Here is a 23738-nt window from a genome sequence, read left to right as displayed (position 1 = left end):
CCGGGGGTGCCCGACGGTACGAATCCTATGCTCTCAGAATTCCTTCAATACCTGTTCACCGGTATCACCATCGGTGCCACCTACGCGCTGGTGGCCCTTGGTTTTACCATCATCTACAACGCCAGCCATGTCATTAACTTCGCTCAGGGCGAGTTCCTGATGATTGGTGGTATGGGAACCGTGGCCTTCATGGGCCTGGGCATTCCCATGTTCTTTGCGATCGTACTGGCCGTACTGCTGGCCTGCGCGGTGGGGGTTGCCCTGCAGCGACTGGCGATCGCTCCGGCCAAAAATGCCGATGTGGTGACTCTCATCATCATTACCATTGGTGCGTCCATCTTCATCCGTGGTATCGCACAGGTGATCTGGGGCAAGGATTACCATGTGGTGCCGCCGTTCAGTGGCGACGAGCCCATCCGCCTGTGGGGTGCCGTGCTTAACTCCCAGAGCCTCTGGGTGCTGGGGATTGGCGCCGTCCTGGTGGTGGCGCTGATTCTGTTCTTCACCCGGACCCTGGTGGGCCGGGCCATTCTCGGGACTTCCATGAACAAGCTGGCCGCCCAGCTCGTCGGTGTAAAAACCCAGATGGTATTAATGCTGGCGTTCGGGCTGTCCGCCCTGCTGGGCTCCGTTGCCGGGGTGACCGTGGCTCCGATTACATTTACTTCCTATGACATTGGCATCCTGCTGGCGCTCAAAGGTTTCGTGGCGGCGGCCATGGGTGGTCTCGGCAGCGGTCTGGGTGCCGTGGTAGGCGGCCTGCTGCTGGGCATCGTGGAAGCCATGACTGCCGGTTACATCTCTTCTGAGTACAAGGATGCCGTTGCCTTTTCAATGATTCTTCTGGTGCTGTTCTTCATGCCTCGTGGTCTGTTCGGTGCCCGTACCGTGGAGCGTGTGTAATGCTGGATCGATTCCTGAACTGGCGAATGAACTACGTGGTGGTTATCGCCATTGTGGTGTTCGTTCTCCCGCTAATGATGGAGAACCCGTTCTACTATGACATGGCAACGCAGATTGCCCTGATTGCCGCCACCGTGGTGGGCCTGAACCTGCTGGTGGGCTACGCCGGACAGATCAGCCTCGGGCATGCGGGGTTCTATGGCCTGGGCGCCTATTTCAGCGCCATTGCCTCTGGCACCTATGGGTGGCCATCGCTGCTGGCGCTGGTGGTGGGCGCCGCCCTGGTAGGGTTGATCGCCTTTATCGTCGGGCGTCCCATCCTGCGGCTGAAGGGGCACTACCTGTCTATGGCGACTCTGGCGGTGGGCTTTATCATCGCCATTATCCTCAACAACGAGGCCGGGCTGACCGGTGGTCCCGATGGCATGCCGGTGCCGTCGCTGTCCCTGTTTGGGTGGGAGCTGAGTATCTTTGGCATGTATTCCGTGCTCGGCATGGAAGTGCCCGGGCATGTAGCCTGGTACCTGGTGGCGGGCGTGGTGTTGCTGGTGGCGGTCGTCCTCGCCCAGAACATCATTGACTCGCCCATCGGCCGTGCCCTGCGTTCCATCCACGGTTCCGAGATCGCCGCCCGCACCGTTGGGGTGGACACCGCCCGTTACAAGAGCATGGTGTTCGTCATCTCGGCAGTATTTGCCAGCGTGATGGGCAGTCTGTTCGCCCATTTCAGTGGCTTTATCACGCCGGCCATTGCCAGCTTCGATCATTCGATTGTGCTGATTACCATGGTGGTCCTTGGCGGCATGGCGAGCCCTCTGGGGGTTATTATCGGTGCCATCGCGCTCAAGCTGCTGCCGCAGTTGCTGTCCGGTTTCCATGAATACGAGACCGCGGTGTTCGGCTTTATTCTCATGGCCACGATGATCTTCATGCCCAAGGGTTTCTACCCGACCGTGTCCGGATTTGTCCGGAGCAAACTGGCCAGGCAATCCGGAGGTGGGGCATGAGTGCCATGATCGATGTGAAAGGGCTCGACAAGGAGTTCGGCGGTGTCCATGCCATCGAGGGTCTGGAATTCTCCGTGGAACGGGGCCAGGTCTATTCGGTGATCGGGCCCAACGGGGCCGGTAAGACCACCCTGTTCAACCTGATCACCGGGTTCTATACCCCCACCCGGGGGGAGATTACGCTCAATGGCGAGAGTGTTGTGGGCATGGATCCCAACCGGCTTGCGGAGCGGGGCATGTGCCGTACCTTCCAGCAGATGCAGGTCTGCATGAACATGACGGCATTGGAAAACGTCATGCTCGGCCGCCATCTGCAGATCCGTAGTGGCCTGCTGACGTCCATGTTCCGATTGCCCCGGCTCTACCGGGAAGAGCGGGCCTGCCGGGAGCGCTGCCGGGAGCTGATGGAGTTTGTCGGGTGTGGTCAGTACCTGGAAACCGACGCGTCGGCCATGTCCTACGGCGCGTTGAAGCGACTGGAAATCGCCCGGGCCCTGGCCGCAGACCCCAGGATCCTGTTGCTGGATGAGCCGGCGGCGGGCCTGAACGCCACCGAAACCGCCGAGCTGGAGGAACTGATCCGCCGGGTGGCCAAAGAGGGTGTGACCGTGATGCTGGTTGAGCACGACATGAAGCTGGTCATGGGTATTTCTGACCGCCTGCTGGTGATCAACTACGGCCGCAAGCTGGCCGAGGGTACTCCCGAGGAAATCCGCAATAATCCGGACGTGATCGCTGCCTACCTGGGTGGCTGAGTGCAAGGGCTAGTCTTATGAATGAACAGAATCAAGGCAAGGTGCCTGCCCGGTCGCGCGGCGAGCAGGCGGTGGGCATTATCATCCGTGAACACCAGGGGTTGTGGCGGGTGCTCGACCTGCTGGATCAGCTACAGCAGGATATGAATGTGAACGATCAGCGCCCGGATGAGGTGCTGTTCAGTACCATCTTCGACTACATCCAGCACTTCTCCAACCGGGTGCACAGCCAGCCCACGGAGATCGTGCTGTATCGGAAGGTGCGGGAAAAGTCCCCGGAAACCGGTCCGCTGCTGGACAAGCTGGAACGGGGTTACGTTATCGGGCATCAGAAGCTGAGCGAACTGCGGGAGCTGCTGGCCACCTGCATCGACCACTGGCCCGAGGGCCGGGAAGCGTTCAGCCACGCCCTGAGCCGATTCATCCAGGCCCTTCGCAAGCACATCAAGAAGGAAGAGGGCGTGGTGATTCCCCGTGCCAAAGAGGTGCTGGGCGAAGTTGACTGGCAGCAGATTGCCGATGCCCGTGACCAGCAGAACGATCCCCTGTTCGGTGATCGGGTGCGGGAGGAATTCCGGGAGCTTCGTCACCGGATTGTCAGCTACACCCCTGAGCAGTATGGAGGTCTGGGGCTGAGTCATGCCACCAGTAAGCCGGAAACCGGCCAGGAGATGTTGTCTTTATCCGGCCTGGTGTCGTCCTATGGTCAGATCGAGGTGCTGCACGATATCGACCTGACTATCCGTTCCGGCGAGATTGTGTCCCTGGTGGGCGCCAATGGTGCTGGCAAATCCACCCTGCTGATGGCGATTTCCGGTCTCCAGCCGCTGGACAGTGGGGAGATGGTCTTCGAGGGTCGGAATCTCCGGAAGATGTCTCCGGACAAGCGGGTATCCAGCGGGATTGTGCAGGTACCGGAAGGCCGGCAGGTGTTCAAGGATCTGAGTGTCCACGACAACCTGCGCCTGGGAGCCTATACCCGCAAGCAGGGGCCCGAGGTGCAGTCGGATTTGCAGAAGGTGTACGGCCGGTTCCCGATCCTGGAGCAGAAGCGCCACAATTTGGCCGGTGAGCTGTCCGGTGGGCAGCAGCAGATGCTGGCCATCGGGCGGGCACTGATGGCCAGGCCCCGGCTGTTGTTGCTGGATGAGCCTTCCATGGGGCTGGCGCCTTTGATTGTGGAGGAGATTTTCGGGATTATCCGGGAGCTCAAGGAGGAGGGGATTACCGTCTTCCTGGTTGAGCAGAATGCGTCCCAGGCTTTGGCTTTGGCGGATCGTGGGTATGTGCTGGAGACGGGCCGTGTGGTGCTTGAGGGTACCGGGCGGGAGTTGCTCAGCAATGAGAAGGTTCGGGAGGCTTATCTCGGGATGTGAGTTTTGTGGGTGTTGGCCTTACGGTTTGGGTGCCGGGCCAGCAATCGGGTAGGGCTTTCCGGGACACGCCGTGGATACGTCCATGTAGGCTCTTCGAAAACGTCCATGTTTTCGAAGGTCCCGGAAAGCCCTACCCGACCACTGTCCCTCTACCTCGGGGTGACCTTTCAATCTTGAGTAGGTACCTGACCGCTTCCTCGGAATCCCATGGTAATGCTGCACTGGATTTTCAGAATGTAAAAAGCCGGACTGGTAGTTAGCCAGTCCGGCTTTTTGTTTGCGGCTCGCACATCCCAGTCCCCTCTCCCCTTGCGGGAGAGGGTTAGGGAGAGGGGAAGCGGTTAACTCCCCAACCCACTACTCACTGCTTCTTAGCCACCAACGTCAGAATGTCATAGCTGGCCACCAGCTCATCATTCTGGTTGGTCACTTCCACATCCCACATGACCACGCCCTGGGGATGGCCCTCGGGCGAGGTGCGGCCCTGGTCGATCTTGCGCTTGCAGGTCAGGCGGGCACGGATAGTGTCGCCCGGGGCCACCGGGGTGATGAAGCGCAGGGTGTCCAGGCCGTAGTTGGCTAGGACAGGGCCTTCGCCCGGGTAGACGAACAGGCCGGCTGCGGCGGACAGCACGAAGTAGCCGTGGGCGATGCGCTGGCCGAACTGGGTTTTCTTCGCCGCAATCTCGTCGAAGTGCATGTAGAAGTGGTCGCCGGAGAGGCAGCCGAAGTTGGTGATATCGGCTTCGGTCACGGTACGGCGGTGGGTGAGCAGGGATTCGCCCACCTGCAGGTCGTCGAAGGTGCGACGGAACGGGTGGATATCGTTTTCGATCACTTTCGCGCCACGGACGTACTCGCGGGTGACCGCAGCCACCATGGTGGGGGAGCCCTGGATGGCGGTGCGTTGCAGGTAGTGGTGAACGGCGCGGATGCCGCCCAGTTCCTCACCGCCACCGGCGCGACCCGGGCCGCCGTGCTTGAGCATCGGCAGGGGGGAGCCGTGGCCGGTGGATTCCTTCGCCGCTTCCGCGTCGAGGATCTGCAAACGGCCGTGCTGGGCCGCCAGTACCGGGATCATCTCGGCGGCGATGGCGGGGTCCTTGGTGGTCAGGGTGGTGACCAGGCTGCCCTTGCCCTTGGCGGCAATGGTCAGTGCCTGCTCGATGCCGTTGTAAGGCATCAGGGTGGCCACCGGGCCGAACGCCTCGATGTCGTGGGCGCCGCCGTCTTCCATCGGGTTCCGGCTGAGCAGGAGGTGGGGGGCGATAAACGCGCCCTTGTCGGTACCGGCACCCACCGGCTTGAAGCCGTTGTCCCTGCCGAACAGGCAGTCGCTGGTTTCCAGCAGGCGGTCGATGGATTCGGTTACGTCGCGGAGCTGATCCTGGGATGCCAGGGCGCCCATACGCACGCCTTCCTCGTTGGGGTCGCCGGCCTTGAGTTTGCCCAGGCGCTCCTTGATCCGTTCGGCGAGGGCGTCCACCTGGCCTTCAGGTACCAGTACCCGGCGGATGGCGGTGCATTTCTGGCCGGCCTTGGCGGTCATTTCCTTCACCACTTCCTTGGCGAAGATGTCGAACTCCTCGTCATCCGGCGTCACGTCCGGGGCCATGATGGCGCTGTTGAGGGAATCCGCTTCTGCGTTGAAGGGGATGCTCCTCGCCATGATGTTGGGGTGGTTCTTCAGCTTCCGGGCAGTGCTGGCCGAGCCGGTGAAGGTGACGAAGTCCTGTTCCTCCAGCCGGTCCAGAAGGTCGCCGGTACCGCCGATGACCAGTTGCAGGGCGCCTTCCGGCAGCAGGCCGGAATCGTTGATCACCCGTACCGCCGCTTCGGTCAGGTAGCTGGTGGCAGTGGCCGGTTTGACGATGCAGGGCATGCCTGCCAGGAAGGCCGGGGCGAACTTCTCCAGCATGCCCCAGATCGGGAAGTTGAAGGCGTTGATATGAACGGATACGCCACGCCTGGGCACCAGGATATGGGTGCCGTTGAAGTGGTTGTCCTTGCCCAGTTGCGTGACCGGGCCTTCGTGGGCGACGTTGCCGGAGGGCAGTTCCTTGCGACCGGTGGAGGCGTAGGTGAACAGGGTGCCGAAGCCACCGTCGATGTCGATCCAGGAATCGGCCTTGGTGCAACCGGTGTGATGGGAGATGGCATATAGCTCATCCTTGCGACCCTGGATATGGATCGCGAGCTCCTTGAGGATGGCGGCACGCTGCTGGAAATCCAGCGCCAGCAGGTTCTTCACGCCGGTGTTGCGGGCGTAGGCAACGGCTTCGCCGAAGTCGATGGTTTCCTCATGGGTATGGGCCACGGTCTCGCCGTTGATGGCGCTGGGCAGCGCTTTCGCTGCGGTCTCGCCGAACCACTGGCCGGCGATGTAACTCTGAAGGACTGACATTGAGCGTTCTCCCGGTAAACGTTGTTGTTAAGATGAACGAAGCCGGTCTCACGGGACCGGCTTTGCTGCAGGGGACTGGTTGCGTTTACATCTCGTCGAAGTCGAGCACGACTTTCTCGCTGACGGGGTAGCACTGGCAGGACAGCACATAACCCGCCTCGACCTCGTAATCCTCGAGGGCGTAGTTGGCGTCCATTTCCACATCGCCCTCCACCACCTTGGCCTTGCAGGTGGAGCAGACGCCGGCCTTGCAAGAGAAGGGCAGGTCGGCGCCCATGTCGTTGCCGGCATCCAGGATGCTCTTGGTGTTGCGGGTCAGGTCGAAGGTGAGGGCACGGCCGTCGGCCCTGACGGTGACTTCGCTCACCGCCTCCGGGTCCACCCGGGTTTCGGTCCGGTCCTGGCGTGGGGCGGGGGCGCCACCGGCCGGCGTGAACAGTTCGTAGTGGATTTTGCTCTTGTCCATGCCATGGCCGAGCAGCGACTCGCGGACCGTTTCGGTCATCACCTGGGGGCCGCAGATGAAGGCGGCGGTCAGGGTGTCGACACTCACCCAGTGATCGAACAGGGCATCGCACTTGCTGCCGTCGATGCGACCGTTGTACAGGTCAATGTCCTGCTCCTCACGGCTGAACAGGAACACCAGGTTGAAGCGACCCATAAACCGGTTCTTCAGGTCTTCCAGTTGCTCGCGGAACATGGTGTCGGCGGTGGACCGGTTGCCATAGAACAGGGTGACCCGGCTCTTCGGCTCGGTTTCCAGGGTGGTCTTGACGATGGACATGATCGGCGTGATGCCGCTGCCAGCCGCCACTGCCAGGTAGTCGCCCTCCCGCTGGGGATCCAGTTCCACGTAGAAGTGCCCCTGGGGTGGCATGACTTCCAGGGTCTGGCCGGGCTTGAGGCGCTCGTTGGCCAGGGTGGAGAAGCGTCCGCCGGGCACTTTCTTGATGGCGATGCGCAGCTCCCGGTCACCCACCCCGGTGCAGATGGAGTAGGAGCGGCGCACTTCCTCGCCGTCCAGCTCGGTCCGCAGGATCAGGTGCTGGCCCTGGTGGTAGCTGAACTGGTCCTGCAGGTCGTCCGGCAGGTCAAAACACAGTGAGACAGCGTCCCGGGTTTCTGACCGGACTTCGCGAATGGTGAGGGGATAGAACTTGTTCATATTGGTTCCGCTCTAGATACATTTGAAGTAGTCAAAGGGCTCGCGACAGTCCAGGCATCGGTACAGGGCCTTGCAGGCGGTGGAGCCGAATTCGCTGAGCCGTTCGGTGTGGTCACTGTCGCAATGGGGACAACGGATGGTTTCGTCCACACCCTTGAGCGTCAGCTTGCTGGCGCTGCCCACGGGCGGGGCGATGCCGAACGCCTGGAGTTTTTCGCGACCAGCATCGGTGATCCAGTCGGTGGTCCAGGCCGGGGTCAGTACCCGCCGGACCCGGCCGTTACGGATGCCCGCCAGGCCCAGGGCCTCGGCGATGGCGTCCTCAATCATTTCTGTGGCCGGGCAGCCGGAGTAGGTGGGGGTGACGTCCACAACCCACTCGCCGTTTTCCTCGGCAATGCGTCGTACCATGCCCAGTTCCACAACGCTGACCGCCGGCACCTCCGGGTCTTTCACCTCGTCCAGGAGGTCCCAGAGTTCCTCCGCCGTGATCGGCTTTGACCGGTCGCGGGCGGGAAGGCGGTCGCTGGCGATCACCGGCTGGTCGTCCAGCAGGGATCGCGGTTCGGGTCTACCAGGTCGTTGCATCCGGATACGCCCTTTGCAGGAACTGCATCTCGGCCAGGATGAAGCCCAGGTGCTCGGTGTGGTGTCCCACCTTGGCGCCCTTGTACATCCAGGCATCTTCCGGCGGCGGGGTCAGGGTGGCCTCGGTGAGCACTTCGTTCACCAAGCCCTTCCAGTCCGCGGCCAGCTGTTCGGGATCGGGGCCGATGCCGGCCTGGAACAGTTGCTGCTCCACGGCATCCGCCTCGATCATCTCGCCGGTGAAACGCCACAGATCATCCACGGCGGTCTGCATGCGCTGATGGCTTTCCTCGGTACCGTCACCAAAGCGTTTGACCCACTCGGAGGAGCGGCGCAGGTGATACTGCACCTCTTTGGCAGCCTTGGCAGCGATGCTGGCGATGCGCTCGTCCGGCGCATTGACCAGCGCGGCGATGGTGAAGTAGTGCCAGGCGTCGAAGAAGAACTGGCGGCCCATGGTGACGGCATAGTCCCCGTTGGGCTGCTCCACCAAGAGGGCGTTACGGTAGTGCTGGGTGTCGCGGCGGAAAGCGAGGTCGTCCGCGCTGCGGCCGTCGTCCAGCAGTTCGGCGGCATACTCATACCAGTTGCGGGCCTGGCCCACCAGGTCGAGGGCCACGTTCATCAGCGCCATTTCTTCCTCAAGTGCCGGTGCCTTGCCGCACAGTTCGCACAGGCGCTGGCCCAGGATCATGTCGGAATCCGCCAGGCGCAGCAGGTATTCCTGCAGTGCCTCTTTCTGTGTCATAGCCTTGCTCATGTGGCTCTCCCGTTACATATGGCCGACTTCGTCGGGCAGCTTGTAGAAGGAGGCGTGGCGATACACCTTGTCGTCCGACGGATCGAACAGCACTTCCTTCTCATCGGGGGATGAGGCGGTAATGGCGGAAGAGGGCACCACCCAGATCGACACGCCTTCGCTGCGACGGGTGTACAGGTCACGGGCATTTTCCATGGCCATGGCGGCGTCGGCGGCGTGCACGCTGCCGACGTGCTTGTGATTCAGGCCATGCTTGCTGCGTACAAAAACTTCGTAAAGGGGCCAGTCAGCCATAACTCTTCTCCTGTCAGGCAGCGTTCTGCTGTTTCTTTTGCTGTTTCTCGGCGTAGGCCCTGGCGGCCTCCCGTACCCAGGCGCCACCGTCGATGGCGTTCTTGCGGGTTTCGACGCGCTCCTTGTTGCAGGGGCCGTTGCCCTTGAGCACGTCATAGAACTCCTGCCAGTCGATCTCACCGAAATCGTAGTGGCCGCGCTCCTCGTTCCATTTCAGCTCCGGGTCCGGGGCGGTGCAGCCCAGGAACTCGAGCTGGGGAACGGTCTGGTCGATGAACATCTGGCGCAGTTCGTCGTTGCTCTTGCGCTTGATCTTCCAGGCCATGGATTGCTGGGAGTTGGGTGACTGGTCGTCGGACGGGCCAAACATCATCAGCGACGGCCACCAGAACCGGTTGATGGAGTCCTGCACCATCTGCTTCTGCTCCTCGGTGCCTTCCCGCATCAGGTCCAGCAGGATCTGGTAGCCCTGGCGCTGGTGGAAGCTCTCTTCCTTGCAGATGCGGATCATGGCCCGGGAGTAGGGGCCGTAGGAGGTGCGCTGCAGGATGACCTGGTTGACGATGGCCGCGCCGTCCACCAGCCAGCCCACGGTGCCCATGTCTGCCCAGCTCAGGGTCGGGTAGTTGAAGATGGAGGAGTACTTCACCTTGCCTTCGTGAAGCTTGTCGATCTCCTCGTCGCGATCCGCGCCCAGGGTTTCCATGGCGCTGTACAGGTACAGGCCGTGACCGGCCTCGTCCTGGATCTTGGCCATCAGCTGGAGTTTGCGCTTGAGGTTCGGCGCGCGGGTGACCCAGTTGCCTTCCGGCAGCATGCCCACCACTTCCGAGTGTGCGTGCTGGGAAATCTGGCGGACCAGGGTCTTGCGATAGCCCTCGGGCATCCAGTTCTTGGGCTCGATCTTGGTTTCCGCGTCGATCTTGAGCTGGAACTCGCGCTCCTCCGGAGACATTTCCTCCAGGGACTTGAGGCGCTTGGCGCCGGTTTCTACGAGTTGTGCGTACATGGTGTACCTCCGGTAAATAGGTTCTTGTTCCCGGGCAGGGTGGCTCCTTCTCGGACTCACCGCGTTCCTGTGCCCACAAGACCTGCTGGACGATGACTCAATTATTTATGATACCTTATCAAATATCAAGTGGTTTGATTCTGTATCATGTTGTTTGTCGGATCATCTCCGAATAAGCAGCAATTCTTTAGTCCTGGTATGCCTAATGCGGCCCTTAGGCGTTGTCTTGATGATGGTTTTGACGCGATACGCCAGAAAGCATGATTTCCATTTACTGTGTTTATCGGTTTGAGTTCCGGGACGAAAAAAGCCCCGTAAAAACGGGGCAAGGGCTGTAGAGCTACCGATGGTCGCTCTTCTCCACGATGAAGCTTTACCGGTGCTTATTTGCGCCGGTCGAAGACCCGCTTCGCCTTGCCTTCGGAGCGGGCCAGCCGTCCCGGCTCGGTAATGTCGATGCGGGTGCTGATACCAATGAAAGACTTGATGTTGTGGGCCAGCGTCTTGCTGATCGCCTCGCGCTGGTTGCTGTCGGCGCTGCTGTTGTCCGGTTTCAGTTCGCAGCGGATATCGATGCAATCCAGGTTGCCGTCCCGGTAGACCTCGATCTCGTAGTGCGGAGACAGTTCGTCCACCCGCAGGATCTGCTCCTCGATCTGGCTGGGGAACACGTTAACGCCACGGATGATCAGCATGTCGTCGCTGCGGCCGGTGATCCTGTCGATCCGGCGCATGGGGCGGGCGGTGCCCGGCAGCAGGCGGGTCAGGTCGCGGGTGCGGTAACGGAGAATGGGCAGCCCCTCCTTGGTAAGGGTGGTGAAGACCAGTTCGCCGTACTCACCGTCCGGCAGGACCTCGCCGGTGTCCGGGTTGATAATCTCCGGATAGAAGTGATCCTCCCAGATGGTCGGGCCGTCCTTGGTTTCAATGCACTCCATGCCCACGCCCGGGCCCATGACCTCGGACAGGCCGTAGATGTCCAGTGCATCGATACCCAGGCGTTCCTCGATTTCCTGGCGCATGGCGTTGGTCCAGGGTTCGGCGCCGAAAATGCCCAGGCGCAGGGGCAGATCATGGGGGTTGATGCCCTGGCGCTCGATCTCGTCCGCCAGGTTGAGCATGTAGGACGGCGTCACCATGATGATGTCCGGCTGGAAGTCCTTCAGTAGCTGGACCTGTTTCTCGGTCTGGCCGCCGGACATGGGGATGACGGTGCAGCCCAGCTTCTCGGCGCCATAATGGGCGCCCAGGCCGCCGGTGAACAGGCCGTAGCCGTAGGCCACGTGGACCCTGTCACCGGCATGGCCGCCCCCGGCGCGGATGGACCGTGCCACCACGCTGGCCCAGGTATCGATGTCCTTCTGGGTGTAGCCCACCACGGTGGGCTTGCCGGTGGTGCCGCTGGAGGCGTGCACCCGGACAATCTGCTCCATGGGAGTGGCGAACATGCCGAAGGGGTAGTTGTCCCGCAGGTCGTTCTTCATGGTGAACGGAACCTTGGCCAGATCCTCCAGGCTGTTGATGTCCATTGGCTTCAGGCCGATGTCGTCAAACGCCTTCCGGTAGAAGGGCACATTGGTATAGGCGTGATTGATGCTCCAGCGCAGGCGCTGTAACTGCACATGGCGCAGTTCATCGAGGCTGGCGGTTTCCAGGGGGTCGAGGGGGCCGATTTTCTGCATGGGTATTGTCATGTTTGTTTTCCCGCTGTTGGACTTATTAACAAATTCTGCTGGTCCGTCTGGCGTTTATTCCTGTGGATCGCCGGTATCGCGAACGCTGCCCTGGACCTGGTGGGACTTGCCCCGGAAGAGGGCGACGGTCCGGCCGTCCTGGTTGGTGATCTCGATGTCGTAGACTCCGGTGCGACGGCCCCGGGCCCGTTCGATCGCCCGGGCGGTCAACTGGTCGCCCTTGCGGGCGGAGGCCATGTACTCGATGCTGCAACCGGCGGCCACGGTGGCCAGGTCATAGGTGTTGCAGGCGAACGCGAAGGCGGAGTCGGCCAGGGTGAACATGTAGCCGCCGTGGCACATGCCATGGCCCTGGATCATGCGGTCGTCCACGGTCATGGTCAGGGTGGCCGTGCCCGGCCCGATGGCGACGATCTCCATGCCCAGGTTCTGGCTGGCGTAGTCCCGGCTGAACATGGCATCGGCGCATTCCCTGGCCAGGGTCTGGGGATCGGGTTGAGTCATTGTTCTGTGTCCCGTTGGTGCTTGTGGGCCCGCTGGCGGGGCTGTTGATTCGTCCGGGTGGGCGGATCAGCGCCCCTTGAACTCCGGCTGGCGCTTCTCCATAAAGGCGGCGACGCCCTCACGGTAATCCTCGCTCTGGCCTGCCTGGCGTTGCAGGTCCCGCTCCAGGTCCAGTTGTTCGTCCCAGGTATTGGTGGTGCTGGCGTTGAGTGCCTGCTTGATCAGGGCGAGGCCGGCGGTGGGCTGACTGGCAAAATGGGTGGCCAGCTTATCGGTCTCCTCGGTGAGGGCTTCGTCATCCACGCAACGCCAGATCAGCCCCCAGTCTTCCGCCTGTTCGGCCCGGATTTTCTCCCCAAGCAGGGCCATGCCCTTGGCACGGGCCATGCCCGCCAGCCTGGGCAGGATCCAGGTGCCGCCGGAGTCCGGTACCAGTCCAAGCTTGCAGAAGGCCTGCACGAAGCTGGCCGAACGGGCGGCGAGCACAATGTCGCAACTCAGGGCGATATTGGCGCCAGCGCCGGCGGCAACGCCGTTGACGGCACAGATGACCGGAACCGGCAGGTCCTTCAGGGTGCGGATCAGCGGGTTGTACCAGGTGTCGATGGAATGGCCGAGATCGGGGGCGTTGTCGCCGGGCGCCACATTGCGGTCACCCAGGTCCTGGCCGGCGCAAAATCCCCGGCCTGCGCCGGTGAGTATCAGTACCCGCACGGAGTCATCCCCCCTGACTGTATCGAGGGCCCTGCGCAGGGCTTCATGCATGTCGGCATTGAAGCTGTTGAGGCTCTGGGGGCGGTTGAGGGTGATGGTGGCTACCCCCTGCTCGATGGCAAGGAGGATGCTGTCTTCTGGCATGGTGTGCTCCGATTGTTCTTGTGGCTTTATACAAGCGCAGTATGTTTCTCAGTATAGGTCCTAATTGACACTAGTCAATAATCTTGAATCGAGATTGCGTATCGCTTTTGCTCTTAGTGTGTGGTTTTGATAATCGTCAGGAATAACAGGGGTTCCTTTAAAAGCAATTTTAAAACAATGACCTACGCTTCCATGGGTGAGTGCTTGTTCAGGGCGCTCAATGAGTTCGTGATACAGGATTGTGATCTTATTTTTGGTTACTGGTTGTTGTTTTCGGGAGTGGCGGGAGGGGTAACGGTGGACGGAGGGCGCTGCTATACTGATGGGCTGTTTCACGGCGTTGGTCGGCGTCGGACTGTTTGCGCCAGCGTCCCGGGGACACTGGACCAGGCGTATTGAGGAGCGAGGAATGAACGAAGCCCAGCGACAGTTTGCCATGGGAGTGGCCGGAGTCAGGCTCTGGTACGCCCGTGCGCCGTTGCCGGGGGCGGCCCCCAGTCCGGATTTCGACTTCGATGAACCGGGTGGGATCGCGACAGACGTGCCGGAGGCCGTGTCGGAGACACCGGTTGCCCGAGCACCCCGGCCCGCTTCGGAGGTATCCCGCCAGGGGCTGGCACGCCTGCAGGGGTTGATGGCGGATACGGCCAGTCGCCCTGGCGCCAGGACCGATAATGACAGCGCCCCTGCTGTTGATGGGGGAGCCGGGGTTGCGGCGGATTCCGGCGGGGAAGTGATCCGTCAGGAGGCTGACGCCGGACCGCAGGCTGATGCACCCGAGGAGCAGGCGTCACGGCACCAGGCCGGCGATGCCCTCGCCGGAGAGGCGGTCGCCTTCCACTGGCGATTCTGGCTGGGTGGTCAGTGGTTGCTGGTCAGTCGTTGCCCTGATAATGCCAGTCGCGCCCTGGAAGACCGGCTGGCGACCAACATCCTCAAGGCCCTTGGCGAGGACGTTGCGGGCCGGGAGGAAGTTCGCTGGCCGGTGTTCAGTAACCCGGCGGTGCCCGGGAACGATGCGGCCGGAGCGGTGGATGTGCTGTCGGCAATGGCTGAAACCGTGGCGCGGCCAAGACAGGTATGGCTGGGGCTGGTGCCGGAGGACTCTGCCCAGGCGGCAACGGGTGTATGGGATAAGCTTTGCGCGCCGCTTGGCCAGGCGGCGGTGTCCTTTCCCCTGAGTCTGGCGGCCCTGTCATCGGATCCCGACGGCAAGCGGCGGCTATGGCAGGCCCTGCAACAGATCGGGCGGGCGTAATGTCCGCCCTGGTGCAGACCCTCGGCGATATGCTCCGCATGAGTGAGGGGGTGAGGGCTCTGACCGAGTCGGATGTGGACGATATCCTCGAGATCGAGCGTCTCGGCTATGCCAGCCCATGGGGCGAGGGTGTTTTCCGGGATAGTTTCCGTTCCGGCTACGCCATACTGGGTATCGAACGGGAAGGCCGGCTGGAGGGCTATGGGGTGCTTGCCGTGCTCCATGATGAGGCCCACCTCCTGAACCTGTGCGTGCGTCCTGCCAGTCGCGGTCGTGGCCTGGCCCGCAAATTGTTGCGGGTATTGCTCAGGGGCGCCAGTGAGCAGGGGCTGCAACGGGTGGTGCTCGAGGTACGGGTCAGTAATCAGGTGGCCCGTGGGCTCTACCTTTCCGAGGGATTCCAGGTGGTTGGCAAGCGCCCGGGCTACTATCCGGACGGCGTTGCCCGGGAGGATGCTCTGGTCATGGCCCTGGGGTTGGCCGGGCCAGCCAATCCGGTTGCCTGAAGCGTTTGTATCCTGGTGCCTGATCGGCGAAAATGCGCGCCTTTTGACCAGCTCCGGAAGTTCCGGTCTCTATTCCAGAATCACCCGTTAACGCAAGTGTGAGGCTATGTCCGACAGTAAGATTGCCAGCGAAGTATCAAACCGGCGCACGTTTGCCATTATCTCGCACCCGGATGCCGGTAAGACCACCATTACCGAGAAGGTGTTGCTGTTTGGCGAGGCGATCCAGAAGGCGGGCACGGTCAAGGGCAAGAAATCCGGCCAGCACGCCAAGTCGGACTGGATGGAAATGGAGAAGGAGCGGGGCATCTCCGTGACCACCTCGGTCATGCAGTTCCCCTATGGCGGTCGCCTGGTCAACCTGCTGGATACGCCGGGGCACGAGGATTTCTCCGAGGACACCTACCGTACCCTCACGGCCGTGGACTCCTGCCTGATGGTGATTGATGCGGCCAAGGGTGTCGAGGACCGGACCATCAAGCTTATGGAGGTCACCCGCCTGCGGGATACGCCCATCCTCACCTTCATGAACAAGCTGGACCGGGATACCCGCGATCCGGTGGAGCTGATGGATGAGGTGGAGGACGTGCTGAAGATCGCCTGCGCCCCCATTACCTGGCCCATTGGCATGGGCAAGAGCTTCAAGGGCGTCTATCACCTGCTGCGGGATGAAGTGATCCTTTATCACACTGGCCAGGGGCACACCATCCAGGAGAAGCGCGTTATCTCCGGTCTGGATAATCCGGAACTGGATGAGGTGCTTGGCAGCTACGCGGACGACCTGCGGGACGAAATCGAGCTGGTGAAGGGGGCGTCCAACGAGTTCGACCATGAGATGTTCATGGCCGGACAACTGACCCCGGTCTTCTTCGGTACCGCCCTGGGCAACTTCGGTGTCGATCATATGCTGGACGGGCTGGTGGAGTGGGCGCCGTCGCCGCTGCCCAGGGAAACCGACAGCCGCACCGTGGAGCCCGCCGAGGACAGCTTCTCCGGTTTTGTGTTCAAGATCCAGGCGAACATGGATCCCCAGCACCGGGACCGGGTGGCCTTCCTGAGGATCGTCTCCGGCAAGTACGCCCAGGGCATGAAGGCAAGGCATGTACGCATCGGCAAGGAGGTGCGGTTTTCCGATGCCCTGACCTTCATGGCCGGTGACCGGGCCCATGCCGATGAGGCCTTCGCTGGCGATATCATCGGGCTCCATAACCATGGCACCATCCAGCTCGGCGATACCTTTACCGCTGGAGAAGACATGAAGTTCACCGGTATTCCGAACTTTGCGCCGGAGCTGTTCCGCCGCATCCGCCTGAAGGATCCGCTGAAGACCAAGCAGTTGCAGAAGGGGCTCATCCAGTTGTCCGAGGAAGGTGCCGTTCAGGTATTCCGGCCCATGCGCAACAACGACCTGATTGTCGGCGCCGTAGGTGTGCTGCAGTTTGATGTGGTGGTTGCCCGGCTGAAGAGTGAGTATAAGGTGGATGCCATCTATGAGCCGATCAACGTGGCCACCGCCCGCTGGATAACCTGCGACGACCCCCGCAAGCTGGATGAATTCGAGCGCAAGGCCAACGACAACCTGGCGCTGGACGGGGCGGACCGGCTGGCCTACATTGCTCCCACCATGGTCAACCTGCAACTGGCCCAGGAGCGGCACCCGGACGTCCGGTTCCACAAGACCCGGGAACACTGATAGCGGCAACCACGCAATCCGGAGGGATGCATGCGACTGGTGGATGCCCACTGCCATTTCGATTTTCCGGCGTTTGACGGGCGCAGGTACGGGGTCTGGGAGCGGGCCCGTCGGGCGGGAGTTGAGCGGCTGGTGATCCCTGGCGTCCGTCGCGCCGACTGGGACCGGGTTATCCGGGTGGCGGCGGAGTGCGACCAGTGGTGGTGCTGCCTGGGTATCCATCCATGGTTTGTGGGTGAGCATGACCAGGCCGCCATGGACGACCTGGAGCGTCGTCTGCGTCAGGCCGAAACTGGTTGCATCGCCGTGGGGGAATGTGGCCTTGATCGTCTGCACGGGGATCTGAATAGCCAGATGCCGTGGTTCGAAGCCCAGGTCGACCTGGCGAAATCCCTCGATATGCCCCTGGTTATCCATTCCGTCCGTACCCATGACGAGGTGGCTGCCGTCCTCAGGCGCCGGCGCCCGGATGTGCCGGTGCTCGTACATGGCTTCTCCGGCAGCTATGAACAGGGGAGGGCGCTGGTGGACCTGGGCTGTTTCCTGGGTATCGGTGGGGTGATCACCCACGACAGGGCCCGCAAGACCCGTGATGCGGTGGCCCGGTTGCCCGTGGATCGCATGGTTCTGGAGACGGATGCGCCGGACATGGCGCCGGCTGGTGTCGGCAAGGATCGGAACGAGCCCGCTAACCTTCGGCAAATACTGACAGCCCTGGCGGGTCTCGTGGGCCAGCCGGAGGTGTCGCTGGCCGCGGCCTTAACGCGCAACACCGGCCGGCTCTATCGGTGGTCTGGCTATTGCGGAGAGGCTCCCTAAAGGCTTGGAATCGGCAACAGGTTCGTATATACTCCGCGCCCTGGCTTTTCATGGGGATAATGTCGGCTCAGCCCCGAACGACATTGTCCCGGTCCGGGAGCGCCCAAGGCGCCCCGGCCAACAGGTATAAAACCTTGTCTGGCGTCACTCCCACATCGCCGGCATAGAGGTTTTTAAACGTTTATTTTTGTAGCGTTCAAGGCGGATTCAATGAAGACTCTGAGTGCGAAACCAGAAACCGTAACGCGTGACTGGTACGTTGTAGACGCAGCCGGCAAGACGCTGGGTCGTCTGTCAACCGAGATCGCCCGTCGTCTGCGGGGCAAGCATAAGCCTGAGTACACCCCTCATGTCGATACTGGCGATTACATCGTGGTGATCAACGCCAGCCAGATCCAGGTCAGTGGCAGGAAGGCTCAGGCCAAGATGTACTACAGCCATACCGGCTTCCCCGGTGGTATCAAGTCCATCAACTTCGAGAAGCTTGTAGACAAGGCGCCGGAGCAGATTATCCAGAAATCTGTGAAGGGTATGCTGCCGAAGGGTCCCCTCGGCCGCGCCATGTTCAAGAAGCTGAAAGTCTATGCCGGTGCTGAGCATCCCCATGCAGCCCAGCAGCCCAAAGAACTCGACATCTAACGGAAGGCGGATATGTCTGTAACACAAAATTACGGTACTGGTCGCCGCAAGAACTCCACGGCTCGCGTCTTTATCAAGCCGGGAAGCGGTAACATTACGATCAATGGTCGTACCATTGAGCAGTTCTTCGGTCGTGAGACCCTGCGCATGATCGTTCGTCAGCCGCTGGTAGTGGCTGAGTCCACCGATCGCTTCGATATCCAGATCACCGTTGCCGGTGGCGGCACCAGTGGTCAGGCCGGCGCGATCCGTCACGGGCTGACCCGTGCGCTGATGGATTACGACGAGACCCTGCGTCCGGCACTACGCAAGGCCGGCTACGTTACCCGTGATGCCCGTCAGGTAGAGCGGAAGAAAGTGGGTCTGCGCAAGGCGCGTAAGCGTCCGCAGTACTCCAAGCGTTAAATCCGGTCCACGGATTTTTCGGAAAAACCCGGTCCCGTGCCGGGTTTTTTTATGGTTGGTCGAGAGCAGGTGCTAGCATGGCTGCAGGCTGGCTTTGTGGCCTGGCTGCCGGTTATCCGCTTGTAAGGTGCGGGTAATTTCATTACCATTTGTGCGCTTATAATTTTGGGTTGTGAAGTCCTTTTTCAATGTGTGAGCGGCCTGAAGGGCGGTAATCGCATTGCCTGATGGGAGAAAACCATAATGAACAATGGCGACGTTAGCCAGGGCCGACGCCGTTTCCTGATCGGCGCGACTTCGGTGGTTGGGGGTGTCGGCGTCGTCGGTGCGGCCGTTCCGTTTGTGGCGTCCTGGAATCCCAGTGCCAAGGCGGAAGCTGCTGGCGCACCGGTCACCGTCAATGTCAGCAAGCTTGAGCCTGGTCAGCAGATGACCGTTGAATGGCGTGGCAAGCCGGTCTGGGTTGTCCGCCGCACCGATGAAATGATCGAGCAAATCCGCGAAATGGACGACCGGGTCAAAGACCCGCTGTCCGAGGATGCCGCTCAGCCAGACTATATCGAGGGAGAACTCCGCTCCCTGAAAGATCAGTACTCCGTGCTGGTTGGCATCTGTACACACCTGGGTTGCTCTCCCCAGTTCCGTCCGGAAGTGGCTCCGGCCGATCTGGGGGAGAACTGGCTCGGCGGTTACTACTGTGCCTGTCACGGTTCCCGGTACGACCTCGCCGGTCGGGTTTATCCCAACCAGCCGGCTCCGGCCAACCTGGAGGTGCCGCCCCATCGTTTTGACGACGAAAACACCCTGACCGTCGGTCTGGATCCAGAGGGGGCTGCGTAATGAATAAGCTAATCAACTGGGTCGACGAGCGTCTTCCGGTCGTCGAGGCGTGGAACAAGCACCTGGCAAAGTACTACGCCCCCAAGAACTTCAATATCTGGTACTTCTTCGGTTCACTGGCCATGCTCGTGCTGGTCAACCAGCTTGTTACCGGTATCTGGCTCACCATGAGCTACAACCCCTCTGCGGAGGGCGCCTTCGCCTCCGTCGAGTACATCATGCGTGATGTGGAGTGGGGCTGGCTGCTCCGCTACCTGCATTCCACCGGTGCGTCGGCCTTCTTTGTGGTGGTGTACCTCCACATGTTCCGTGGCCTGATGTACGGCTCCTACCAGAAGCCCCGGGAACTGATCTGGATCTTCGGTATGCTGATCTACCTGGTGCTGATGGCCGAGGCCTTCATGGGCTACCTGCTGCCCTGGGGGCAGATGTCCTACTGGGGGGCCCAGGTCATCGTTAACCTGTTTGGCGCCATCCCCGTGATCGGCGACGACCTGTCCCTGTGGATTCGTGGTGACTACCTGATCTCCGGTATCACCCTGAACCGCTTCTTCGCCCTGCACGTGGTGGCGCTGCCGATCGTCCTGCTGGGGCTGGTGGTCCTGCACATCCTGGCGCTGCATGAAGTGGGTTCCAACAACCCTGACGGTATCGACATCAAGAAGAACAAGGACGAGAACGGTGTGCCTAAAGATGGTATTCCTTTCCATCCTTACTACACCGTTCACGACCTGCTTGGTGTTGCCGTGTTCTTCTTTGTCTTCTTTGTGGTGGTGTTCTTCTTCCCGGAGATGGGAGGGCTCTTCCTGGAAAAGCCGAACTTTGAGCCGGCCAACGCTCTGAAGACACCGGATCACATCGCCCCGGTATGGTACTTCACGCCGTTCTACGCCATGCTGCGTGCGGTAACCGTGGACCTGTTCGGTCTGGATGCCAAGTTCTGGGGTGTGGTCGTGATGGGTGCCGCCATTGCCATCCTGTTTGTGCTGCCGTGGCTGGACCGCAGTCCCGTGCGCTCCATCCGTTACAAGGGCTGGATCAGCAAGGTTGCCCTGATCATCCTGGCGGTAAGCTTCATTATCCTGGGCTATCTGGGCATCGTGCCGGCTACTGAAGGCCGTACGATGGTGGCACAACTGCTGACCACTCTGTATTTCCTCTACTTCATTCTCATGCCGTTCTACACGCGTTGGGAAAAAACCAAGCCAGTACCAGAGAGGGTGACAGGATGAAAAAACTGATTCTGGGTCTTTTCATGACAGTCCTGCCGGCTCTGTCGCTGGCCGCCGGCCCCAGTGTACCTCTGGACACGATGGAGCCGGATCATACCAATGATGCCTCCCTGCAGCGGGGTGCAGCCATGTTTATGAACTACTGCATGGGCTGCCACTCCCTGGAGTACGGTCGCTATAAGCGGGTTTCCGATGATCTGGGCATTCCGGCGGAACTGATGGAGGAGAACCTGATCTTCACCGGTGCCAAGATCGGCGAGCTGATGGAAATCGGTATGGACAAGGACGCTGCTGCCGACTGGTTCGGGAGTGCTCCGCCTGATCTGACCCTGGTGTCCAGGGTTCGGGGTGAGGACTGGCTCTACTCATATTTCCGTGCCTTCTACAAGGACGACACCCGGCCGCTGGGTGTGAACAATGCCGTTTTTGAGAACGTGGGTATGCCCCACGTGCTGGTGGACCTGCAGGGTCTCTGCGCCGTGCCGCCTAAAGTCGGTACCAACGCCAGTGTTGATCCGCTCAGCGGTAACGTCCGTGGCACCGATATCTGCGACGATTGGGCCATCGAAGGCAGCATGGAGCCCGCCGAGTTCAACCGGGCCATGTACGATCTGACCAACTTCCTGTCCTACATGGGTGATCCGGTCAAGGTCGAGCGTGAGCGTCTGGGTATTCTGGTTCTGATCTTTGTGGCGGTGTTCTTTATCTTCGCCTATCTGCTGAACCGTGAGTACTGGAAAGACGTGCACTGACGTTTTAGCGTATAATTGACGCTGACAAGACCCAGCGGGCCAAATTCTGGCCCGCTGGTTTTTTGCGTTCAGCAGTCGCTATCTGTCTTATTATCTTGGAGTCGTTCTATGGGCGTTGTGACCAAGAGGTCATCAATGACGTTTTTCTCGGACCCTGCCAGCCATTACAGCCATCGGGTTCGTATCGTGCTCGCGGAAAAGGGTGTCACCGTCGACGTTGTGGATGTAGATCCGGACAATCCGCCGTCAGAGCTCGCGGACCTGAATCCGTACAATGCCCTGCCGACCCTGGTGGACCGTGACCTGGTGCTTTATGAGCCCAACATCATGATGGAGTACCTGGATGAGCGTTTCCCGCATCCACCACTGCTGCCAGTGTACCCGGTGGCCAGGGCAAACAGCCGATTGATGATTCATCGCATCCAGAAGGACTGGTGTGGCCTGGTGGACCAGATCCTGGCAGAGCCTTCGGCGAAATCATCGGATCCGGCCCGCAAGGAGTTGCGGGAGAGCCTGCAAGCCACCGCGCCGCTGTTCGGCGAAATGCCGTTCTTCCTGTCCGAGGAATTCACTATCGTCGATTGCTGCATTGCACCGATCCTCTGGCGATTGCCGTCACTGGGTATTGAGCTGGATGCCAAGCAGGCGAAGCCGATTACCAAGTACATGGACCGGATCTTTGCCCGTGAAGGGTTCAAGGCAAGTCTGTCGGACCTGGAAGAAGACATCCGCAGTTAATGGACGGGTACGCCGCCAATGGTGTCGTACCCCGAAAGCCGGGAGAGCAATGTGTCTGAACACAAGGTGACAATGACGTCCAGCCGTCCCTATCTGGTCAGGGCTTTCAACGAGTGGATACTGGATAATCACTGCACGCCTCATATCGTGGTGGACGCCAGTATCCAGGGAGTGCAGGTTCCCGCTGACCATGTGGCGAACGGGCAGATTGTGCTCAATATCAGCCCATCGGCTGTAAAGGCGCTGGCTATCGGTGATGAGGCCCTGGAGTTCAGTGCCCGGTTTGGTGGCGTGCCGATGCAGGTCTACATCCCGCTGCCGGCAGTGATGGCCATCTATGCCCGGGAAAACGGTGAGGGTATGGTCTTTGGCAGTGAGCCGGGATCACCCGACCCGGATGGAGGCAAGTCCCGGGAGTCTGAGCGCGATACAAAAGATGATTCCGGGCGCCCCAGCGGTCGGCCCAGCCTCAAGGTCGTCAAATAGGCGAACCTCTCTTTGCTGACTGGCTGGCGTTCCGGCCGGTCAGCCACTCCCCCTTTTTCTAACCGCCGAACAGGTTCTGTTCGACCAGGCGGCACAGCGCGCCGGTGATCAGTATCATGATCGGTGTGGCGGCGACTGGGTCCAGATCGTTGAGGGTGATTTCCAGGTCCTGGGCCTGCAGCAGTGAGCTGATGTCCGTCTTGTCCTTGGCGCTGATGACGATAACGCCGATCTCGCGGTCGTGGGCCGCCTGGATGGCCTGGATCAGATTCGCCTTGTGGCCGTCATCCACGAACACCACGAGAGTGTCGCCGGGTTTGCCTATGGCTGTTACCTGGCGAGCGAAGGTGTCATTGAACCGGTTGTCCCGGCAGATGGCGGAATAGGTGGTGGCATCGGCCCCCAGGTTGATGGCCGGTAAGCCCGGCCTGTCCTGGTTCAGGCGCCCCAGTAGTGCCGTGCAGAAGTACTGGGCAATGGTGTTGGCGTTGCCATTGGCACAGGCCAGGATCTTGCCATCACCCAGAAGCGTCCTGACCAGGGCGTCCGCCACGTCAGGGATAAGGGGCGTGGCCAGGCTGGCAGCCATGGCCGTGTGCTCCATGTGGTCAGCAAACCACTGACTGACATCGTCTTCGCTGTTACTCATGGTTCTGCCTGAATAGCATTCCTGATCCACTGAATCCGGTACTTGTGGGTATCGCCCGGGGCGATGGACACGACATCGATCCGGCTGTCGTGATTCCAGAGTCCGTGACGGTGAAGGTAGTAGGTGGCCGCCCTTACCAGGCGTTGCTGCTTGCGCCAGCCGATGGAGCCGGCGCCGTCCGTCAGGCCGCCCCGTTTCCGGAACCTTACCTCGAAAAACACCAGCGTCCGGTCATCCCAGCCGATCAGGTCGATCTCACCACCACGACTGTGTACATTGCGATCCACGATGGTAACGCCGCGACTGGTCAGGTAGCGTGCGGCCACGCCTTCAGCCTCGTGGCCCTGCTGCTTGCGGGTGCTGGCCGCTCCCTGTCGTTCCTGCTTGCCTTCCCTGGCCGTCAT

Annotated in this window: 26 protein-coding genes and 1 pseudogene; 16 read left to right on the top strand and 11 right to left on the bottom strand. The window is 61.0% G+C overall.

Annotated features, from left to right (window positions below):
• Window positions 1–27: 27 nt before the first annotated feature.
• The 5 genes and pseudogenes from ACJO3T_RS07290 (at window position 28) to ACJO3T_RS07270 (ending at window position 4041) form a co-directional block, all read left to right on the top strand.
• Window positions 28–903 (top strand): branched-chain amino acid ABC transporter permease, encoded by an 876-nt coding sequence (locus ACJO3T_RS07290; protein ID WP_406961239.1) that lies wholly within the window; start codon window positions 28–30, stop codon window positions 901–903.
• Window positions 903–1910 carry a branched-chain amino acid ABC transporter permease gene (locus tag ACJO3T_RS07285; protein WP_406978164.1) on the top strand — a complete coding sequence of 336 codons (1008 nt, stop codon included), beginning with the start codon at window positions 903–905 and terminating at the stop codon, window positions 1908–1910. Before ACJO3T_RS07290 ends, ACJO3T_RS07285 begins: the two co-directional genes overlap by 1 nt.
• Entirely contained in the window at window positions 1907–2665 is a 759-nt protein-coding gene (locus ACJO3T_RS07280) for an ABC transporter ATP-binding protein (RefSeq protein ID WP_406978163.1), read from the top strand. The genes ACJO3T_RS07285 and ACJO3T_RS07280 overlap by 4 nt, the downstream gene beginning before the upstream one ends.
• Window positions 2666–2682: 17 nt before the next feature.
• Window positions 2683–3132, top strand: a pseudogene (locus ACJO3T_RS07275) (hemerythrin domain-containing protein); the annotation flags it as partial.
• A 204-nt stretch (window positions 3133–3336) separates the two neighbouring features.
• Entirely contained in the window at window positions 3337–4041 is a 705-nt protein-coding gene (locus ACJO3T_RS07270) for an ABC transporter ATP-binding protein (protein ID WP_406962355.1), read from the top strand.
• A 361-nt stretch (window positions 4042–4402) separates the two neighbouring features.
• Here the strand turns inward: ACJO3T_RS07270 and paaZ are convergent, their stop codons facing one another.
• The 9 genes from paaZ to paaG form a co-directional block, all read right to left on the bottom strand.
• Window positions 4403–6445, bottom strand: a complete 2043-nt coding sequence (gene paaZ / locus ACJO3T_RS07265; protein WP_406978162.1) for a phenylacetic acid degradation bifunctional protein PaaZ — start codon at window positions 6443–6445, stop codon at window positions 4403–4405.
• Between the two features lie 85 nt (window positions 6446–6530).
• Window positions 6531–7610 (bottom strand): 1,2-phenylacetyl-CoA epoxidase subunit PaaE, encoded by a 1080-nt coding sequence (gene paaE / locus ACJO3T_RS07260; RefSeq protein WP_406978161.1) that lies wholly within the window; start codon window positions 7608–7610, stop codon window positions 6531–6533.
• Window positions 7611–7622: 12 nt separating this feature from the next.
• Window positions 7623–8198, bottom strand: a complete 576-nt coding sequence (gene paaD / locus ACJO3T_RS07255) for a 1,2-phenylacetyl-CoA epoxidase subunit PaaD (protein WP_406978160.1) — start codon at window positions 8196–8198, stop codon at window positions 7623–7625.
• A complete protein-coding gene (paaC, locus tag ACJO3T_RS07250) occupies window positions 8182–8946 on the bottom strand; it encodes a 1,2-phenylacetyl-CoA epoxidase subunit PaaC (RefSeq protein ID WP_406978171.1) in 765 nt (254 codons plus the stop codon). Before paaC ends, paaD begins: the two co-directional genes overlap by 17 nt.
• A 24-nt stretch (window positions 8947–8970) precedes the next feature.
• A complete protein-coding gene (paaB, locus tag ACJO3T_RS07245; RefSeq protein WP_406961250.1) occupies window positions 8971–9252 on the bottom strand; it encodes a 1,2-phenylacetyl-CoA epoxidase subunit PaaB in 282 nt (93 codons plus the stop codon).
• A 13-nt stretch (window positions 9253–9265) separates the two neighbouring features.
• Window positions 9266–10261, bottom strand: a complete 996-nt coding sequence (gene paaA, locus ACJO3T_RS07240) for a 1,2-phenylacetyl-CoA epoxidase subunit PaaA (RefSeq protein ID WP_406961252.1) — start codon at window positions 10259–10261, stop codon at window positions 9266–9268.
• 383 nt (window positions 10262–10644) lie between these two features.
• A complete protein-coding gene (gene paaK / locus ACJO3T_RS07235) occupies window positions 10645–11955 on the bottom strand; it encodes a phenylacetate--CoA ligase PaaK (RefSeq protein ID WP_406961254.1) in 1311 nt (436 codons plus the stop codon).
• 54 nt (window positions 11956–12009) lie between these two features.
• Window positions 12010–12459 carry a hydroxyphenylacetyl-CoA thioesterase PaaI gene (paaI, locus tag ACJO3T_RS07230; protein WP_406961256.1) on the bottom strand — a complete coding sequence of 150 codons (450 nt, stop codon included), beginning with the start codon at window positions 12457–12459 and terminating at the stop codon, window positions 12010–12012.
• Between the two features lie 66 nt (window positions 12460–12525).
• A complete protein-coding gene (paaG, locus tag ACJO3T_RS07225) occupies window positions 12526–13317 on the bottom strand; it encodes a 2-(1,2-epoxy-1,2-dihydrophenyl)acetyl-CoA isomerase PaaG (RefSeq protein WP_406978159.1) in 792 nt (263 codons plus the stop codon).
• Window positions 13318–13726: 409 nt separating this feature from the next.
• Between paaG and ACJO3T_RS07220 the strand changes: the two genes are divergently transcribed.
• From ACJO3T_RS07220 to ACJO3T_RS07170, 11 genes are all read left to right on the top strand, one after another.
• Window positions 13727–14575: a hypothetical protein gene (locus ACJO3T_RS07220; protein ID WP_406978158.1), complete on the top strand. Its 849-nt coding sequence runs from the start codon at window positions 13727–13729 to the stop codon at window positions 14573–14575.
• Window positions 14575–15081: a ribosomal protein S18-alanine N-acetyltransferase gene (gene rimI, locus ACJO3T_RS07215; protein ID WP_406961261.1), complete on the top strand. Its 507-nt coding sequence runs from the start codon at window positions 14575–14577 to the stop codon at window positions 15079–15081. The genes ACJO3T_RS07220 and rimI overlap by 1 nt, the downstream gene beginning before the upstream one ends.
• Before the next feature lie 106 nt (window positions 15082–15187).
• Entirely contained in the window at window positions 15188–16774 is a 1587-nt protein-coding gene (gene prfC / locus ACJO3T_RS07210; RefSeq protein ID WP_406961263.1) for a peptide chain release factor 3, read from the top strand.
• 30 nt (window positions 16775–16804) lie between these two features.
• Window positions 16805–17593: a TatD family hydrolase gene (locus ACJO3T_RS07205; protein ID WP_406978157.1), complete on the top strand. Its 789-nt coding sequence runs from the start codon at window positions 16805–16807 to the stop codon at window positions 17591–17593.
• Window positions 17594–17803: 210 nt separating this feature from the next.
• Window positions 17804–18232, top strand: coding sequence for a 50S ribosomal protein L13 (rplM, locus tag ACJO3T_RS07200; RefSeq protein ID WP_406961267.1), 429 nt, complete (start codon window positions 17804–17806; stop codon window positions 18230–18232).
• Between the two features lie 12 nt (window positions 18233–18244).
• Window positions 18245–18637 (top strand): 30S ribosomal protein S9, encoded by a 393-nt coding sequence (gene rpsI / locus ACJO3T_RS07195; protein WP_406961269.1) that lies wholly within the window; start codon window positions 18245–18247, stop codon window positions 18635–18637.
• Window positions 18638–18880: 243 nt separating this feature from the next.
• Window positions 18881–19477 (top strand): ubiquinol-cytochrome c reductase iron-sulfur subunit, encoded by a 597-nt coding sequence (gene petA, locus ACJO3T_RS07190; protein WP_406961271.1) that lies wholly within the window; start codon window positions 18881–18883, stop codon window positions 19475–19477.
• The gene (locus ACJO3T_RS07185; RefSeq protein WP_406961273.1) at window positions 19477–20709 is read left to right on the top strand and encodes a cytochrome b; all 1233 of its coding nucleotides are present in this window, start codon (window positions 19477–19479) and stop codon (window positions 20707–20709) included. Before petA ends, ACJO3T_RS07185 begins: the two co-directional genes overlap by 1 nt.
• Entirely contained in the window at window positions 20706–21461 is a 756-nt protein-coding gene (locus ACJO3T_RS07180; protein ID WP_406961275.1) for a cytochrome c1, read from the top strand. The genes ACJO3T_RS07185 and ACJO3T_RS07180 overlap by 4 nt, the downstream gene beginning before the upstream one ends.
• A gap of 108 nt (window positions 21462–21569) precedes the next feature.
• Entirely contained in the window at window positions 21570–22199 is a 630-nt protein-coding gene (locus ACJO3T_RS07175) for a glutathione S-transferase N-terminal domain-containing protein (RefSeq protein ID WP_406961277.1), read from the top strand.
• Between the two features lie 72 nt (window positions 22200–22271).
• Window positions 22272–22685, top strand: a complete 414-nt coding sequence (locus ACJO3T_RS07170; protein WP_406962359.1) for a ClpXP protease specificity-enhancing factor — start codon at window positions 22272–22274, stop codon at window positions 22683–22685.
• A 58-nt stretch (window positions 22686–22743) separates the two neighbouring features.
• Here ACJO3T_RS07170 and ACJO3T_RS07165 read toward each other — a convergent pair whose 3' ends face one another.
• Together ACJO3T_RS07165 and ACJO3T_RS07160 are read right to left on the bottom strand one after the other, a co-directional pair.
• Complete coding sequence (locus ACJO3T_RS07165) at window positions 22744–23334, bottom strand: SIS domain-containing protein (protein ID WP_406961279.1); 591 nt, start codon at window positions 23332–23334, stop codon at window positions 22744–22746.
• Window positions 23331–23738 carry a YraN family protein gene (locus ACJO3T_RS07160; RefSeq protein WP_406961281.1) on the bottom strand — a complete coding sequence of 136 codons (408 nt, stop codon included), beginning with the start codon at window positions 23736–23738 and terminating at the stop codon, window positions 23331–23333. The genes ACJO3T_RS07165 and ACJO3T_RS07160 overlap by 4 nt, the downstream gene beginning before the upstream one ends.

Source organism: Marinobacter shunpengi (genome assembly GCF_045449715.1).
Lineage (GTDB): Bacteria > Pseudomonadota > Gammaproteobacteria > Pseudomonadales > Oleiphilaceae > Marinobacter.
This window is presented reverse-complemented; position numbering and strand designations above follow the sequence as displayed.

Coding starts and splice junctions, on each gene's coding strand:
- ACJO3T_RS07290 (WP_406961239.1), top strand. CDS start 28: ATGCTCTCAGAATTCCTTCAATACCTGTTCACCGGTATCACCATCGGT.
- ACJO3T_RS07285 (WP_406978164.1), top strand. CDS start 903: ATGCTGGATCGATTCCTGAACTGGCGAATGAACTACGTGGTGGTTATC.
- ACJO3T_RS07280 (WP_406978163.1), top strand. CDS start 1,907: ATGAGTGCCATGATCGATGTGAAAGGGCTCGACAAGGAGTTCGGCGGT.
- ACJO3T_RS07270 (WP_406962355.1), top strand. CDS start 3,337: ATGTTGTCTTTATCCGGCCTGGTGTCGTCCTATGGTCAGATCGAGGTG.
- paaZ (WP_406978162.1), bottom strand. CDS start 6,445: ATGTCAGTCCTTCAGAGTTACATCGCCGGCCAGTGGTTCGGCGAGACC.
- paaE (WP_406978161.1), bottom strand. CDS start 7,610: ATGAACAAGTTCTATCCCCTCACCATTCGCGAAGTCCGGTCAGAAACC.
- paaD (WP_406978160.1), bottom strand. CDS start 8,198: ATGCAACGACCTGGTAGACCCGAACCGCGATCCCTGCTGGACGACCAG.
- paaC (WP_406978171.1), bottom strand. CDS start 8,946: ATGACACAGAAAGAGGCACTGCAGGAATACCTGCTGCGCCTGGCGGAT.
- paaB (WP_406961250.1), bottom strand. CDS start 9,252: ATGGCTGACTGGCCCCTTTACGAAGTTTTTGTACGCAGCAAGCATGGC.
- paaA (WP_406961252.1), bottom strand. CDS start 10,261: ATGTACGCACAACTCGTAGAAACCGGCGCCAAGCGCCTCAAGTCCCTG.
- paaK (WP_406961254.1), bottom strand. CDS start 11,955: ATGACAATACCCATGCAGAAAATCGGCCCCCTCGACCCCCTGGAAACC.
- paaI (WP_406961256.1), bottom strand. CDS start 12,459: ATGACTCAACCCGATCCCCAGACCCTGGCCAGGGAATGCGCCGATGCC.
- paaG (WP_406978159.1), bottom strand. CDS start 13,317: ATGCCAGAAGACAGCATCCTCCTTGCCATCGAGCAGGGGGTAGCCACC.
- ACJO3T_RS07220 (WP_406978158.1), top strand. CDS start 13,727: ATGAACGAAGCCCAGCGACAGTTTGCCATGGGAGTGGCCGGAGTCAGG.
- rimI (WP_406961261.1), top strand. CDS start 14,575: ATGTCCGCCCTGGTGCAGACCCTCGGCGATATGCTCCGCATGAGTGAG.
- prfC (WP_406961263.1), top strand. CDS start 15,188: ATGTCCGACAGTAAGATTGCCAGCGAAGTATCAAACCGGCGCACGTTT.
- ACJO3T_RS07205 (WP_406978157.1), top strand. CDS start 16,805: ATGCGACTGGTGGATGCCCACTGCCATTTCGATTTTCCGGCGTTTGAC.
- rplM (WP_406961267.1), top strand. CDS start 17,804: ATGAAGACTCTGAGTGCGAAACCAGAAACCGTAACGCGTGACTGGTAC.
- rpsI (WP_406961269.1), top strand. CDS start 18,245: ATGTCTGTAACACAAAATTACGGTACTGGTCGCCGCAAGAACTCCACG.
- petA (WP_406961271.1), top strand. CDS start 18,881: ATGAACAATGGCGACGTTAGCCAGGGCCGACGCCGTTTCCTGATCGGC.
- ACJO3T_RS07185 (WP_406961273.1), top strand. CDS start 19,477: ATGAATAAGCTAATCAACTGGGTCGACGAGCGTCTTCCGGTCGTCGAG.
- ACJO3T_RS07180 (WP_406961275.1), top strand. CDS start 20,706: ATGAAAAAACTGATTCTGGGTCTTTTCATGACAGTCCTGCCGGCTCTG.
- ACJO3T_RS07175 (WP_406961277.1), top strand. CDS start 21,570: ATGGGCGTTGTGACCAAGAGGTCATCAATGACGTTTTTCTCGGACCCT.
- ACJO3T_RS07170 (WP_406962359.1), top strand. CDS start 22,272: ATGACGTCCAGCCGTCCCTATCTGGTCAGGGCTTTCAACGAGTGGATA.
- ACJO3T_RS07165 (WP_406961279.1), bottom strand. CDS start 23,334: ATGAGTAACAGCGAAGACGATGTCAGTCAGTGGTTTGCTGACCACATG.
- ACJO3T_RS07160 (WP_406961281.1), bottom strand. CDS start 23,738: ATGACGGCCAGGGAAGGCAAGCAGGAACGACAGGGAGCGGCCAGCACC.